11 protein-coding genes are annotated in these 15804 nt (G+C 33.9%); 3 read left to right on the top strand and 8 right to left on the bottom strand.

The features are described 5' to 3' along the window. Positions 1-108 precede the first annotated feature (108 nt). Positions 109-1533, bottom strand: coding sequence for a sugar MFS transporter (locus tag J7E44_RS06025; RefSeq protein ID WP_251040502.1), 1425 nt, complete (start codon positions 1531-1533; stop codon positions 109-111). A 491-nt stretch (positions 1534-2024) separates the two neighbouring features. Here J7E44_RS06025 and J7E44_RS06020 point away from each other — a divergent pair, with 491 nt between their 5' ends. Beyond that, positions 2025-4247 (top strand): polyribonucleotide nucleotidyltransferase, encoded by a 2223-nt coding sequence (locus tag J7E44_RS06020; protein ID WP_214826554.1) that lies wholly within the window; start codon positions 2025-2027, stop codon positions 4245-4247. A 98-nt stretch (positions 4248-4345) separates the two neighbouring features. On the opposite strand, the gene J7E44_RS06015 is transcribed toward J7E44_RS06020, so the two are convergent. The 7 genes from J7E44_RS06015 to J7E44_RS05985 form a co-directional block, all read right to left on the bottom strand. Next, positions 4346-7513, bottom strand: coding sequence for an ABC transporter permease/M1 family aminopeptidase (locus J7E44_RS06015; protein WP_214826550.1), 3168 nt, complete (start codon positions 7511-7513; stop codon positions 4346-4348). A 2-nt stretch (positions 7514-7515) separates the two neighbouring features. Then, complete coding sequence (locus J7E44_RS06010) at positions 7516-8388, bottom strand: ABC transporter ATP-binding protein (protein ID WP_214826547.1); 873 nt, start codon at positions 8386-8388, stop codon at positions 7516-7518. Between the two features lie 181 nt (positions 8389-8569). Continuing rightward, entirely contained in the window at positions 8570-8773 is a 204-nt protein-coding gene (locus J7E44_RS06005; RefSeq protein ID WP_040995723.1) for a helix-turn-helix domain-containing protein, read from the bottom strand. Position 8774: 1 nt separating this feature from the next. After that, a complete protein-coding gene (locus tag J7E44_RS06000; RefSeq protein WP_214826543.1) occupies positions 8775-9290 on the bottom strand; it encodes a DUF2975 domain-containing protein in 516 nt (171 codons plus the stop codon). A gap of 243 nt (positions 9291-9533) precedes the next feature. Beyond that, positions 9534-10733 (bottom strand): hypothetical protein, encoded by a 1200-nt coding sequence (locus J7E44_RS05995; protein ID WP_214826540.1) that lies wholly within the window; start codon positions 10731-10733, stop codon positions 9534-9536. Positions 10734-10857: 124 nt separating this feature from the next. After that, a complete protein-coding gene (locus J7E44_RS05990; protein WP_214826536.1) occupies positions 10858-11916 on the bottom strand; it encodes a nucleotidyltransferase domain-containing protein in 1059 nt (352 codons plus the stop codon). Positions 11917-11991: 75 nt separating this feature from the next. Then, on the bottom strand, positions 11992-12741 hold the full coding sequence (locus tag J7E44_RS05985) for a nucleotidyltransferase domain-containing protein (protein ID WP_214826533.1): 750 nt from the start codon (positions 12739-12741) through the stop codon (positions 11992-11994). A 198-nt stretch (positions 12742-12939) separates the two neighbouring features. On the opposite strand from J7E44_RS05985, the gene J7E44_RS05980 reads away from it, so the two are divergent. Both J7E44_RS05980 and J7E44_RS05975 read left to right on the top strand, forming a co-directional pair. Next, the gene (locus J7E44_RS05980) at positions 12940-13971 is read left to right on the top strand and encodes a helix-turn-helix domain-containing protein (protein ID WP_214826531.1); all 1032 of its coding nucleotides are present in this window, start codon (positions 12940-12942) and stop codon (positions 13969-13971) included. A gap of 114 nt (positions 13972-14085) precedes the next feature. After that, the gene (locus J7E44_RS05975; protein WP_214826529.1) at positions 14086-15759 is read left to right on the top strand and encodes a serine hydrolase domain-containing protein; all 1674 of its coding nucleotides are present in this window, start codon (positions 14086-14088) and stop codon (positions 15757-15759) included. The last annotated feature ends 45 nt before the right edge of the window (positions 15760-15804 follow it).

Below are 15804 nucleotides of genomic sequence, written 5' to 3'. Positions count from 1 at the left end.
ATCCGAAATCGAATTTTAAAAATTAAATAGGCTTCATTAAAACCAGTTCTAATCATTCAGGTGATCGATTTTAATGAAGCCTAAGCTTTTATAATATAATAAATTAGTTTAATGTCCTGACTTGGCTTCTGTAGTTTCTACATGTCCCAGATATTTAGTGCAATAGGCTCCGAAAATCAGAATGACCAGATAACAAAATACTGGAATAATAAAGGAGTGCTGCACGCCAAACTGATCAGCAAGGAATCCCTGGAAAATAGGAACAATAGCACCTCCTAAAATGGCCATAACCACTAGAGATGATCCCTGGCTCGTATATTTTCCTAATCCTGAAATAGCCAGTGTGTAGATATTAGAGAACATGATAGAATTGAAAATCCCGATTCCTAAAATACTATACATGGCCAATTCACCATGATTCACCATAGCGGAAATCAGCAATACGACATTTACTGCAGCGAAAATAGACAATGTTCTTGCAGGAGCTGCCTTACCAATGAAGAAAGCAATAAAATTAAGTACGATAAATACAAGGAAAAAGCTAATCTGAGAAAAGGTAAGATTAACGATACTGAAGATGACTAGAAAGACAACAGTAGCAGCTCCAAGCATGTAAATAGCCTTTTTTCCCTGACTGATCGATTGGTTTAAAGAAATAGCTCCTAAAAAACGTCCGATCATAGCGCCACCCCAATATAAAGAAAGATAGTTCTTGCTGATGATTTCATTAAAGCCCATCACTTGTGGCTGCTCCAGGAAGCTGATGATAAAACTTCCAACAGCTACCTCCCCACCTACGTAACAGAACATAGCAAAAACGCCAAATTTCAAATGGCTGAATTCCAATGCTCCCCAACCTTTTATAATTTCTTCTTCATTAGTCTGAAAAGAGGGAAGTTTTACTCTTGAGATCAATAAAGCAACTAACAAAAGGATTCCTGCAAAGATTAAATAAGGGATTCTTGTTGCTACTGCACTGAATGATCCGTCTGGTGCTGAGAAAAATTCGAAAATTAAATGTCCGCCTAATACCGGAGCAATAGTTGTCCCAAAAGCATTGAACGCCTGAGTCATATTTAAACGGCTGGAAGCAGATTCTTCACTTCCTAATAAAGAAACATATGCATTCGCTGTAATCTGTAATACGGTGAATCCCAGGCCTAGAATAAACAGGGCACCCAGAAATAAAGGGTAGTAAGAAAAAGTAGCGGCTGGATAGAATAGAACACATCCAAAGGCAGCCAGGAAAATACCAAATATAATTCCTTTTTTATAACCAACTTTATTAATAGGATCTCCACTAGAAATAGAAATGAAAAAGTAAATTAATGAACCAATAAAATAAGCTCCGAAGAAACAGAACTGTACCAACATTGATTCGAAGAAGGTGAGATTGAAAAGCTGCTTGAGATAAGGGATCAAAATATCATTCATACAGGTAATAAATCCCCACATAAAAAATAACAAGGTGATGGTGATCAAAGGAACCGTATAATTCCTGCTTTGCGACTTTACTTCTTTATTTTTAATCATAAACATTTATTTAAAAGAAAGAGATGATAATATACTCTTTCAACGAGTTATAAAAGTTGGAACTTTAAAACTGTTTTATCATACATAAAACAGACTTTAAAAAGCAAGGCAAATATAGGGGAACAACTTTTTTTTCTGCAACTTTTCTTAACCTTTTTATGTTAATTTTATCCTTAAACACAATTATTATCTCTGATTGAGACAAAAATAGACCAAGAAAATTTTTATAGATAAATAAAAGAGTGAAAAAGTGGAGTTAACTTTAATAGATATACTTTTGAATTGCTCAATATGATAAGCTTCACAGTTTGAAATGGGCAGTGACTTTTAAAAATCTGACTAAGTTGTTGCTAGATAGTTATTTAATGACTGGATCTCTTTTCTTTTTTATGCTGGCAGTTACCGAGAAAATAGCTTATATTTGCAAACGAAATTTTAGACGAATTTATATCAATCACACTCAATACGGAGTGTTTAAACAAAAATTATTTATGAGTATACCTCAAGCGTTTACAGAAACGATTACTCTTGCAGACGGCAGAGAAATCACAATTGAAACAGGTAAATTAGCAAAACAGGCTGATGGTTCTGTAGTAGTAAAAATGGGTGGAACAATGCTTTTAGCAACTGTTGTAGCCAATAAAGAAGCTAATCCTGGAGTAGATTTCTTGCCATTAACAGTAGATTACAGAGAAAAATTCTATGCAGGAGGAAAGATTCCTGGAAACTTTTTCCGTAGAGAAGCAAGACCTTCAGATCAGGAAATTTTAACAATGCGTTTGGTGGACAGAGTTCTTCGTCCGCTTTTCCCTGAGGATTTTCATGCTGAAGTTCAGGTTATGATTTCCCTTATTTCTTATGATGGAAAATCTATTCCTGATGATTTAGCAGGTTTAGCTGCTTCTGCTGCAATTGCTATTACTGATATTCCTTTTAACGGACCAATGTCAGAAGTTAGAGTAGTAAGATTTGACGGAAAACTTTCTGTTAATCCAAGTTATGAAGATCTTAAGAACTCTGAGCTTGATATTATGGTTGGAGCTACTAAAGATTCAATTGTAATGGTAGAAGGAGAGATGAAGGAGATCTCTGAGCAGGAAATGCTGGAAGCGATCATCTTTGGACATGCCGAAATTAAAAAGCAGATTGAAGCTCAGGAAAGATTAGCTGAAAAAGTTGGTAAATCTTTACCTAAAAGAGAATATAACCACGAAAATCACGATGAAGCAATCCGTGAAAAAGTGTGGAAAGAAACTTACGATAAAGTTTATGAAGTTGCAAGAACTCCATCTGGTAAAGAAGAGAGAGGAGAAAAATTCAAAGCGCTTCGTGAAGAGTTTTTAGCTCAATATGTTGATAATGCTGAAGAATTAGAAAGAGTAACACCTTTCGTAAAAGTATATTATCATGATGTAGAGAAAGAAGCAATGCGTCAGATGATCTTAGAAGACAATATCCGTCTTGATGGTCGTGATCCTAAGACGATCCGTCCTATCTGGTCAGAAATTGATTACCTTCCGGGAGCTCATGGTTCAGCAGTTTTCACAAGAGGTGAAACTCAGTCTTTAACAGCTGTAACTTTAGGATCTGTAAAAGATGCTAATATGGTAGACAGCGTTATGGCAAACTATGATGAGAAATTCTTCTTACATTATAACTTCCCTCCATTCTCAACTGGTGAAGCAAGACCTTTAAGAGGAACTTCAAGAAGAGAAGTTGGACATGGAAACTTAGCTCAGAGAGCTTTACAAGCGGTTATTCCTGCTGAAAATCCATATACGATCAGAATTGTTTCTGATATTTTAGAATCTAACGGTTCTTCTTCTATGGCAACAGTTTGTGCTGGAACATTAGCATTAATGGATGCTGGGGTACAGATTACAAAACCAGTTTCTGGTATTGCAATGGGTCTTATTACAGATACAAAATCTGGAAAATTCACCGTACTTTCTGATATCTTAGGAGATGAAGATCACTTAGGAGATATGGACTTTAAAGTAACAGGAACTGCAGATGGTATCACAGCTTGTCAGATGGATATCAAAATCCAGGGACTTTCTATGGATATCATGGAGCAGGCTTTAATGCAAGCTAAAGACGGAAGATTACACATCTTAAATAAAATTACAGAAACTATTGCATCACCAAGACCAGATGTGAAACCTCATGCTCCGAAAATGGTAGTGTTAGAAATTTCTAAAGACTTTATTGGTGCGGTAATCGGACCTGGTGGAAAAATCATTCAGCAGTTACAGAAAGATACAGATACAGTTATTGCGATTGAAGAAGTTGGTGAAATCGGACGTATTGAAATTGCAGGAACAGACAGAGAGAAGATCAATGCTGCTATTGCAAGAATCAACGAAATTACTTTCGTACCTGTAGTAGGTGAAGTATATAAAGGAAAAGTAGTGAAAGTAATGGATTTTGGAGCTTTCGTAGCAATTGCGAAAGGTACTGAAGGTTTACTTCACATTTCTGAGATCGAATGGTCTCGTTTGGATAAAGTTCCTTATGCAGAAGGTGATGAAGTGGAAGTGAAATTTATGGGTTATGATGACCGTAAGAAAATGAAGTTGTCTCGTAAAGTTTTGTTGCCAAGACCTCCAAGACCGGAGCAGAAGCCAAGACAGGAACAACAAGCAAGACCTGAAGGTGACAGACCTGCAGCTCAAGCTCCAACAGAAAATCAAAATCCTTCTTCTGAAGCATAAAATTTTAGTCTTACTAATATATAAAATCCCTCTTTATGAGGGATTTTTTTTGGAATAGAGCTATTTCTTTTAATAGCTTTTCATAATGACTATACTTGCTATATCATTTTAAATAATCTATCGATTTCTTTTTTAGTAGAGTCATTTGGGCTCACTTTGTAAAATTCCTTAAGTAAATCTAAACTTGTGGGCTTTTTCGGATATTGATTATTTAAAAGGAAGTTTTTCAAGGCCATATTTACCTTTTCTTCTCCAAGCAGTTCACTTAGTTTTACCATTGCGACGGCCCCTTTCGAATAGGCAATATGTGGGTTATCTCCTGATACCTTGTAAATAGGTTGGTTTTCGGATAAACCTTTTTCATTATCATAGATCTGCTGATGCATTTTTATTCGATCCATCATTTTTTCTTTTCCATGCATTTTTTTATAAAGCATCATTTCAGTGTACATGGCAACCGTCTCTGTTAGCATTACTGAGCCTTCTCTGTCGTCAGGATCGATCTGGCTATTTCCCCACCAGAGATGGGAAAGTTCATGACCCGCCAGTTCATTGATAACATCCTGTTCTTTATCTGCATGAATATTAGCATGAAAAACCATGTCTTCGGGCATAAAGATCGCTGAAGGATAAGCAGTAGCAGCAAAGCCTTTAGTAAAAGAGGAAATTTCCGTAAAATTAATTGATTTAAAAGGATATTTTCCAAAATTCCTGATACAGTAATCTAAGGTGATTTTGGCATTTTCAATAAGATGATCTACGTTTTCAATATGTTTTTGATGGTAGTATAGATTGATAGCAATTCCTTTATAGTTAGTACCTTTATGCATATAGCTTGCTGAAGAAACGGCAAATCGGAATGGGATACTATTGACCTTATACTGAAAATAATTTCTATTGCCATCTGTCCATTGTTTTATTAAATCTCCAGTTCCGATCGCTGTTTGATCCTTCTCTGTTGAAACAGTCATATTTAAATTAATAAAATCCTTTTTAAATACTTCCTGAGCTTCAAGTCTTTTGAGCTTTGAAGCTTTTCCCAATTTGAAGTCTTTTCTTCTTTTTTCATCTTCAATTTCATAACTTTTCTGATAGCCAATACTTGGATAATATCGGCTTATTCTCATAAAAGAGCCATTTTCAATAATAGCATTAAAAGATTCATGACCGTTTACAGCGACCCATTGATAGGATAATCTGAAATTTAAAGTTGCAGTCTCATTAGGTTGTAAAGATCGTTTTAAATGAATTTCTGTCACTTCCGCACTCATTTTCTTTGATTCGAAAGAGGTTGCAAAAACGGCTGATTGTATCTTTAAATTTGGATTAAAATTAATTAAAACCTTTTCCATCATTTTATCCGTATCATTGATAAGTGTATACTTTCCTTCAATTATATAAGAGTTTTCTGAAGGATGCAGCATAATTTCCGTAACAACATCCGTTATCGTAGGTTGAGGCAGATTTTCGTAAACTCTGAATTTTTTTTCATAATGAACCGCTTTTATAATCGTTTCTTCATCATCATGAGGAATAAAACCCCTCATAAAAAGAGATCCGCTGATCATTCCTGTGACTAACATGATGAAAGCGAAAATTGTTTTTTTAATCGTCCATTTTTTAGTTTTAATTAATGGAAGGATCATCCATAAAAATATGATTAAACCAGCTCCAAATAAGAGTCTCCCGGCAAAAGAGTTCTCATAGATCCCATAACCGTTGAAATCACTGTATACACCTTTGAAATCAGAAAATATTCTTAACAAAGGATAAATGATGACTTTTTTTGATATTGGGCCTGTCAATAGGAAAACAGCCAAAACAGAAATTCCCAATGCTACAAACCTGTTTTTAATACAGTCATTGATGAGTAATAAAAAACCGGAAAAAAGAATTAATGGTAAAGTATTAAAAAGGATAGTACCAAGATATGCACTCCAATCAATATGAAAATAACGGTATTCCAACTGAAAGATCAATCCTTCAATAATAAGGATCCCCGTGAAAAAGAAGATCAGAATACTTGCTGAAAGGAAATGTCCACCCAATTTATTACTTGAAAAATATGTGCTTTTTTCAATCATGTAAAATCCTGAAGACTGACTTCTCCAATAAAGATCGTTAATGAAATAGGTCATAATCAATAGACCTATAAAATGAAAATTTTCAGAAATAGTTGTTGCCATCAATCCCGAACTGGCATATTTTTGTGGCAGTCGGATTCCCTTTTCGATTTCAGCATACATTTCCATACCTACAGCAAATAGTAACAGGATAGAAATAGCTATGATGGTAATACTCTTAAAAAGGTAGATCAAATCAATTTTCGCAAATGATAAAACAGATTTAAAAGAGGTTATACTTCCGAAGTCTGATTGTGTAATATGATAATCTGATATAATCGTTTTAAGGGAAGCAAAGGATTCATTTTTCTTTTTGGATTTTTTGTTTGAAAGACCTCTAAAAGAAAAGAATCGATAGGAGAGTACTAGGAATAATATGGACAGGATGATGAAAATAGATCTGTTGGTCAAAAGATATCCTGAGAATGGGACGACCAATTTGTTTTTCTGATGAATTGTATATTCTTTAGCATCAAAAAAGTAAGATGATATACCAAACGGATCAAGTAAAGCCGACAGTTGTTGTGCTTCTTCTGATTGGGGTAGACTTCCTGCCATAAAAGGGGAATTAGAAAATAGCAGGACTACCATATACAGAACATAAAGCAGTAAACCACCGACTACGACCAAAAGTTTTCTTTTAGTAGAAAAGGATATGAGGAATAAAAGACTACAGACTAAAAAACAATTGATAAAACCTAAAATAAATAGAGGATATATATAATACCAAAGATTAAAATAAGGCTGTATTTCTGTTCCTGTTCTTATATTTTGACCGATTATAAAGCCTGATATCAATAATACAAAACTGAGAAAAGTCTGTAGAAAATAGGATATAAATTTTCCTGTCAGGTAAGTCCATTTTGAGAATGGGAAAGAAAAAAGGATACTATCAAATTTTGAATCCCAGTCTTTAAAAAGCTGTTGGTTCGCGTAAATGATCGCCAAAAAAAGTATGGAAAGACTTAACATCCCAATCATAAAACCTATTGTATATGGTGAATTGAGATAAATCCCTTCCCCAACACTAAGATTGAACTGATTTCCACAAAAGACACCAAGCATTACGAGGGTTATGGCAACAAGATAACTTAGCCAATGCTTACTGCTGCGCTTGGCTTCGAATAAAAATAATGGATTCATGATTAAGGTTTTTGTGTGAGAGTATGGAAGTAAACGTGCTCCAATAAGGGAGAAACAGAGTTAAAGCCATTTGGCTGCTCTTCGGAAAATGTCGTGATATACAATTCCCTTTCAATCAGCTGCTGACTGATGATATGGTGGCTAAGTTGATAGGTTTCCCATTCATTTTTATCAATAGGTTTTGACCAGATTCTGTTTTCGAGTTCAGAAATAAGATCATTGGGTTTTCCTTTTCGGAGAACCTGACCCTTATCCATAATAGCCATTTCAGAACATAAATTTCTGACATCTTCTACAAGATGAGTAGAAAGGATCACGATAACCTCTTTACTGATGTCGTTTAATAAAGAATTAAAACGGTTACGCTCTTCCGGATCTAAGCCTGCTGTTGGCTCATCAACGATAATGATCTTAGGATTTCCCAGTAAGGCCTGAGCAACTCCAAAACGCTGTTTCATACCGCCGGAAAAAGTATGGACTTCTTTATTTCTGAAATCAGATAAATTAACTTTTTCCAATAAATTAAAGACCTGATCCTTACGCTCAGAATGCTCTTTAATCCCCTTTAGAATAGCTATATGATTCAATAGATCATAAGCTGAAATTTTTGGATAGACTCCAAAATCCTGTGGTAAAAATCCTAGATTCTGTTTTATGCAATCGGGGTTTTTAGAAATGTCGTTTCCATTAAAAAGGATATTTCCGGAACTGGGCTTCTGCAGACCGACAATTGTTTTCATTAAAGAAGATTTTCCCGCTCCATTCGGGCCAAGCAAACCGAACATGCCGTTTCCGATCTCCAATGAAATGTCTTTAATTGCCTGAGAGCCATTTTTATAGGTCAGGCTGAGATGGTTGATAGATAATGTGTTCATAATCTTGAGTTTGGGTAATAAAATAGCTGGCAATGTTTCCATTGCTTTTTGAAAATGATATGTGGTTGTGATTAGTTGATGATGATGTAGGAGGGATTTATGATTTTTAGAATAAAGAATAAAGAATAAAGAGAAATAAAACTTTAGAGGTTCAATTTTAAACTTTTATTCCAGATCCTTACTACTCTCTATACTCGAGAATATCTCCGGGTTGGCATTCCAGGATTTTGCATATTGCTTCCAGCGTATCGAAACGGACACCTTTGGCTTTTCCTGTTTTTAGAATAGATAAATTAACAGGTGTAATTCCTAATTTTTCTGCCAATTCTTTACTCTGCATTTTTCGTTTGGCAAGCATCACATCTAAGTTGACTATAATCGGCATATTATATAAATAGGTCTTGTTCGTTTTGCAAATGTAGTCCTTGCTTGAAGATATTAGCAAGAAACAGACAGAAAATTCCTAACATGAAATGGATAAAAACCAGTCCCCATATCATACTTTCCACTTCCACGAAAAAACTTGCTATAATCACAATAGGCAAAGGAAGGAAAATATTGTATATGTAAAATCTTTTAAGCTGTATGATATTTTTTTCGTTGAATAGCTTTGGTTGAAAAAAAACTTTAAAAACTCTCGCCGAAAACCAGAAGAAAATACCATATGTAATTAAAACTGTCATAAATGAAAATAAAATGTAAGGATAATTATTCTCAATATTGAGAAAAGGCTGATCCGTAAAAGGAAAATTGATATGAAGAAATTTGTTTTCCTTGTATGGAGTAGTAGCAAAGCCTGTAATAAGACAGAAAACAGAATATACTGCCGTCAACATGTAACCTGCTGACAATACAAGGCACAGATAGTAAAGAATCCTTGAAATAATTTTAGTCTGGTTCATAGCACGATTAATATTAATAATGCAAATGTATAATTAATTATCGTAAAACAATAATTAATTTACTTTTTATTTTTTGCTAAAAAGATAAAAGCGAAAAAACCTCCGAGAAATAGGAGGTTTTTTCTAATTACTACAAATTAAAACGAACAACTTTTTATAAAGTTATTTTTGCGGTTGATGAATTTGGATTATCCTTTCCAAACAATATCTTTATAACATCTCAACATGTCAATTTAGCATTACTTAAGTGATCATTTTCTGTGCAGTTACTTTAGGGATTATAATTAAATAATCATAGCCACCCAGTAAATTTTTAAGAGTACCTGATTTAACAGAAGTATTTTGTTTCTTTATCTCTTCGTTAATTTTAGTGAGGTCAAATAAGAGCCATTGATTTTCCTTATTGACCAATCGATAAAAGGGTCTTAAGAATAAAACATATTCAGCGTCATTGCTTTCCGAAAGAAAAGAGCCGGTTTTACCAGATTTTTGTATAATAGCGATATGTAAAGATTTTTCCTTTTCTGAATCAGCTAAAGCAGAAGCTAGATTTCCAATATCAGAACTGTTTTGTAATAAGCTTTTATCTTTAGCAGCATGGTTTGCTCCAAACTTAAACAAATTTCTTTTGCCTTTAATTTTATCAAGATTTTCAAGAAAATTCTCTTTCATAGACGAGCTTCTCAAAAAGTTAGATTCTGCTTCTTTTTCTTTGTTTTCAAGGATGTATATCTCATTGCTGGTTTTCAGTTTATTGATAGCACGATATTCGTAGTCTGACAGTTTTAATTTTTGAAGCTCTGCAAGATTCTTACCCAGATCATCAGAAAACAGATAAGGGCGATTGGAACCATCCTTAAGCGGAACCAGGTTTGATTCTTTTTTATATCTATCCCATCGGGTTGTGGATTCTTTTAATAAAGCTTGATATTTTGTTTTTGCTACTTTATTGGTTGTTATTTTAATAAGTTCCTGGAAAATAACTGCATCAGAATTGTAATAAACCTGATCAAGACCTATCACAGTCTTATTGTTTTCGAAAAAATAATCTAATAGATTATGATCTTTATTAAATGAGAAAAAAGAAAATTTATCATTAGAGTTAGGTGCAATAGACTGGTGGTCTTTATTTTTTTTACAATCTTTTTTAAGGATATCAATAGTGAACTGATCAGTTTCTGTGATATAATTGTCGAAGTTGATATGATTAGTAAGGTAAGTTGTAAAATCCAGGACTTCATTATTAAGATGATCCTCACCAATTAGAACATATTTATGCTTTGCAATAGTCTGAGTAAGGTTTGTAATTCCTTCACCCGAAAAATGGTTATTCTCGAAATTTATAATTTGATAATGTTGTGACGCAATCTTAGTAACTAAAGAATCCTGTGCCTGGATGGTGAAGCTAAGCAAGAATGCAGTTAAAAAATATACTACTTTCATTATTTTTTTTACAAATTTAGATTACTATCAGCGCCAAAAATTGTAAAAATGTAAAGCATATCTATACACTAAATCTGTCATTGCGATGAATTAATCTCTAAGTCAACTCTTAGTACTTTCAATTTTAACCATACAATCTTTCTCTTATTTCAACCAATATCTTTGTTGTCTTTTCCAGATCCGGTTCTTCAGGAAGTGTAGAAACTGAATGGTATTGATCAATAGACTTTACCAGATCTTCAGCTTTTTTCATTACCTCATCATAAGACCAGTTTCCAGCTTTAATATCTAATAATTCATCTCGATTTTCAACACGGATATGCATCGAACCAGTTTTAAAAATATGTTCACAAGACTGCAATAAACGGATGGTATGCATCATGTTTTTGCTGTCATAGTTTTGTCCATGATTTTGATTCACTTTATAACGGTCTTCATTTCGTTCTGAGACCCATTTCCAGTATTCTTTATAATCTTTACAATACACAGAGTAGGCATCAAGATTGCAAAAGAGATAGGCAGCGGTTTTTTCTCCTTTAGGAACAGAGGATACTGAAACCTGATTGGCTTCCTCATTCCGGATAATTCCTTTATAACCTAATGTGTGGGTATTATCATAAAATAAAGCAAACATTCCTTTGGTATGATCAATGCTTACCAATCCACATTTCTCCTGAACTTTTTCATTTCTGAAAAGCCATTCTTTCAACGGTACTGAGCGGTGATCTTCAAGAATAAAACAGAAATCAAGAAGGGATTTCCTTTCTTGATCTATAGGATTTAGGATTTTCTTATTTAATCCTTTAGCCTTTTTGATCTGTGAGATAGCATATCCTGCAAAGGTGTCTTTGCATAATTTTGACAGGAAATCTTCGGGTTTTAGAAGATCCATCAGAGGGTGTTTCTCTAAAATACAATCTTCCGGACTGGCCAGAATCTCCAGAATGTTCGGATTGTTTTTTTGCAGTAGCTCTATGAGCCTTCCGATTTCATAGTAGGTAATATCATTTGTTTCATTAGAGATCTGCGGAACATAATTCAGTCCGAAAAAATCTTCTTTCGGTATATAATATATGCCTCGGATATCGGTGTCAGAATTTTTCGTCGCCAATCCGAAAGCACGGCTTCCGGAAATGGCTTCGAAAAGGATTAGTTTTTTATTTTTAAGATCCTGGATCGTCATATTGAATTGTTATTATTACTGAAATTTTATGTTTTTCAAATGCTTTAATATATTGAAATACTTATCATCTTTTATCTAGTCTGCTAATATTTCCCTAAATACTTTTTCCATCTCAACTTTATCCGCTTTTCCAGCAGATAAACTCTTTGCTCTATCCTCAGTCTCAGTAACTACACTTTCAAGAAATCCGAAAAGTTCCCAATCGTTGGCGTGATAATAAGATTCTCCTTTAGTCGCTTTTAGAGCAACAAGGTTTTCTATTTTACCTCTCGTAAAGTCATCTACTAAAACCAATAGATCACTGAATAAAACCGGAGGTACAGTTCCTTTTTCTAATATCCATTTTCCGGTAAGCGCCGTTCTAAGACAGTAGAAATAACTTTTTAATTTTACCTCATCATGTCTGCAGGCTTCCAGATATTTCTTACTCATACTTAAATAGTGATAAGAAACGGCTACGGGAGAAAAACACGCGTCTGCCAATGGTTTAAATAATTCCACAAATTTCTCGTTTTCCATATAAACGATAGGCGAGTAGGACCAGCTTAATAATGCAGCATTGGATTTCAACAAAAGATGAAAAGTCTTTCGAAGGTCCCAACCAGAACCATCCAGATCATCTTCTGTCATAAATTCTATCGTTTCATCTTTATCCCAGGGAGAAAGATACCAGTCTTTTTTATGTCGGTATATAAACCGTATATCATAATCACTGTCCGGAGAGGCAAAACCCCAGGCTCTGCTTCCTGATTCTACGGCAAGAAGTATTTCTATACCACGTTTTTCTTCAACTTCTTTTAGTTTTTCTAATATTCTATCTTTCATTGTTGTTGTTTTATGATACAAATTAATAAATGATTTGCGCAGTCTTTTTGCGCAGTAGATTTTATTTGCGGATTAGAATATTATTGAATAAAAAATTGAAGTTGTAAGATTTACAGTTTTAAATAATTTTAATGCATCAATGAATGTTTTTACCAAGGCGATTACATTTTTTGTAATATTGTAATTTAAACAAGAAATATGACATTAATAGGTGATCTGGGCAAAATTATTGCTTTTTTGTTTTTGCTGCTTGTGATCTTTTTGATAACAGCAAAAAGTAAAAGAAAATTACCTAATTATTTATTTGCTTCATTTCTTCTCGTTTCTTCCATTGATTTATCGGGTCTTTTTTGGTCTCCTTCCAGCACTTTTTTTAGAAGCTTTAAATCTGCCAGTGTCTTATTACAGATGCCTCTGTATTATCTGTATGTAAAATCAGCCTGTTATTATAATTTTAACTTAAACAAAAAACACCTTTTACATGCATTACTATTCTTACTTTCCTTTGTTTTATTTATTTCAACAGACATTTCAAAACAAGGCTATCGGTTATTTGATATGCTATTGACAGTACAATATTACTATTATATTGTTGCCGTATTTCTTGTGCTGAGAACATTTAAGAAACTATACCGGGAAAATTACTCGAGCAATCATCAACAAGTTTATCAATGGTTGTTAAGAACTACAATTTTATTTTTAATAGGTAATTTTTTTGTACTGCTCAGGGGTTTCATTAAGAATAACGACCTTCTGTTGTATTTGTATACATTTACAGGTTTCTTTGCATTATTTATGATCAGTTGGTTTGTGTTAAATTGCTTATACAGACCGGATTTATTTGCTGGAATAGATAAAGATTTAGTTCCGGTAAAGAAAGCTCCTGACTTTAAGGAGGAATCAGAACAGTTAAAAGATCTCCTGATTCTGATGGAGATGGAAAAGCCTTACTTAGATGATACGTTAACGTTACAAAAACTGGCAGAGAAAATCAACTTGCCGGAAAAACAACTATCATTGTTGATCAATCAGTCAGTGGGAAAACATTTTTTTGATTTCATTAATGAATTCAGAATTAACAGTGCTAAAACCCTTTTAAAGGAAAATCCACAGCTAACAGTCTTGGAAGTATTGTATCAGGTGGGTTTTAATTCTAAATCTTCATTTTATACAGCATTTAAAAAAGAAACGGGTGTTACCCCTACTGATTACAGAAAATCAATCAGTTAAATACTGTTCGACTTTAAGTCGGACTGATTTTTCTAAACAAAAGAGTCCGATTTTCGGTATCCGGATATTTATTTCAGCGCAAAGTTTCAGATTTGTTTCATTAAAAATTTAAAAATGAAATCACACATTAAACTTGCGTTATGTATTTTCTTTCTAATGGGCTTTGGATTATATTCCAGTCAATTCACTCCAAAAAATGAAATCAGAAAAGCCGATTCGCTATTAAATACCTATGCTAAGGCGAATGCTCCCGGAATGGCCATAGGGATCATAAAAGATGGGAAAGTAATCTATAAGAAAACATATGGGCAGGCCAATCTGGAGGATCAAATTTCCGTAACAGATTCCACTGCTTTCAATATAGCATCAGTTTCTAAGCAGTTTACAGCTTTGGTTGCACTTATGGCCGTAAAGGAAGGAAAGCTTTCTTTAGATGATGATATCAGAAACTATCTTCCTGAGCTTAGCAGTTTACCTTATAAAATCAGCGTCCGCCAATTGGCGAATCATACCCATGGCTTACCCAATTTTACGGAAATTAATGAATTACAAGGTTTTGGTGATGAGTTCAGACTGACAAATAATGAAGCTGTACAGACCGTTTTAGGAATTAAAAGTATTAACTATACTCCGGGAGAACAGTATCAATATAATAATACAGGATTCATGCTGCTTGCGGAAATCCTCCACAGAGTATATAAGAAGGATTTTGCCCAGATACTAAAGGAATTCATTTTTAATCCACTTGGTATGAAGCATAGCGTAGCAATAGATGATCCTGAAAAAATAATCCCAAATAAGGCAGAACCATACCTGCAAAAAGGAAATATATTTTTAAAATTTCCAATCGGACAAATGGTTTATGGAGCATCTAATATTTATATTACTTTAAATGATTTATGTACATGGGCTATCAATTTTCAAAAGCCAACCGTTGGCAGTCGTGAACTTTTTAATACCATGCAGAAAAATACAATATTAAATAATGGAAGTCATATCGAATATGGTTTAGGACTGCAAACAGGAACGTATAAAGGGTTGGATTTAGTTTTTCATGGTGGTGGTACTGCAGGTTATTGCTCTTATATTCTTCATATTCCTTCTCAAAACTTCTCTCTGGTTGTATTAGGAAATAAGAGGGCTTTTGACGGTTTCTTAATTGCCTATCAGCTGATTGATTTATTTCTTGCCAATAAGCTAACTCCAGATATTAGACCACAAAAAACAACATATACACCATCAGAATTAAAGAACTTTGAAGGAGTGTATGAACTGAGTCCGGGAAACTATCTTGAAATTTCAGCAGATGGGAAAGATCTTTATGTAGGGACCTATAATCATAAAGGTAAAGAAGTTTTACCAGGAGTAGGGGATGGTAAATTTAATATTACTTCTATTCCTACCGCAAGTCTTACATTTAATGGAGGATTAGTGACCTTTAGAATTGGTGATTTTACATACACCGCAAAAAGAGTAACATTGAATCCGCCTAAAGCAGAGACCATGGATTTGAAACAGTTTGTTGGATTTTACAGAAATGACGAGTTTAATACAACTTATCAGCTGGTTATTGAAAATAATAATCTGGTAGCAAAACACCCTATAAATGGCGATATTCCAGTATTTCCTCTAAAACAGATGAGTTTTTATTCGACGCAATCATATTTTGGACAGCTCGATTTTAAAGTGGGAAAAGGAGGTGATATAAGCGGATTTATGCTGTCGGGTTCCAATCTTGTCAATATAGAATTTAAAAAAATAAACTACCAGTTTTATTATCTTAAATGATTAATACCCTTGTACTTATAAAGCGCAAGGGTATTTAAAAAAATT

Source organism: Chryseobacterium sp. ISL-6 (assembly GCF_018613715.1).
GTDB classification, from domain to species: domain Bacteria; phylum Bacteroidota; class Bacteroidia; order Flavobacteriales; family Weeksellaceae; genus Chryseobacterium; species Chryseobacterium paludis.
The sequence above is the reverse complement of the archived record's forward strand: the minus strand, read 5'-3'. Positions and strand labels throughout refer to the sequence as shown.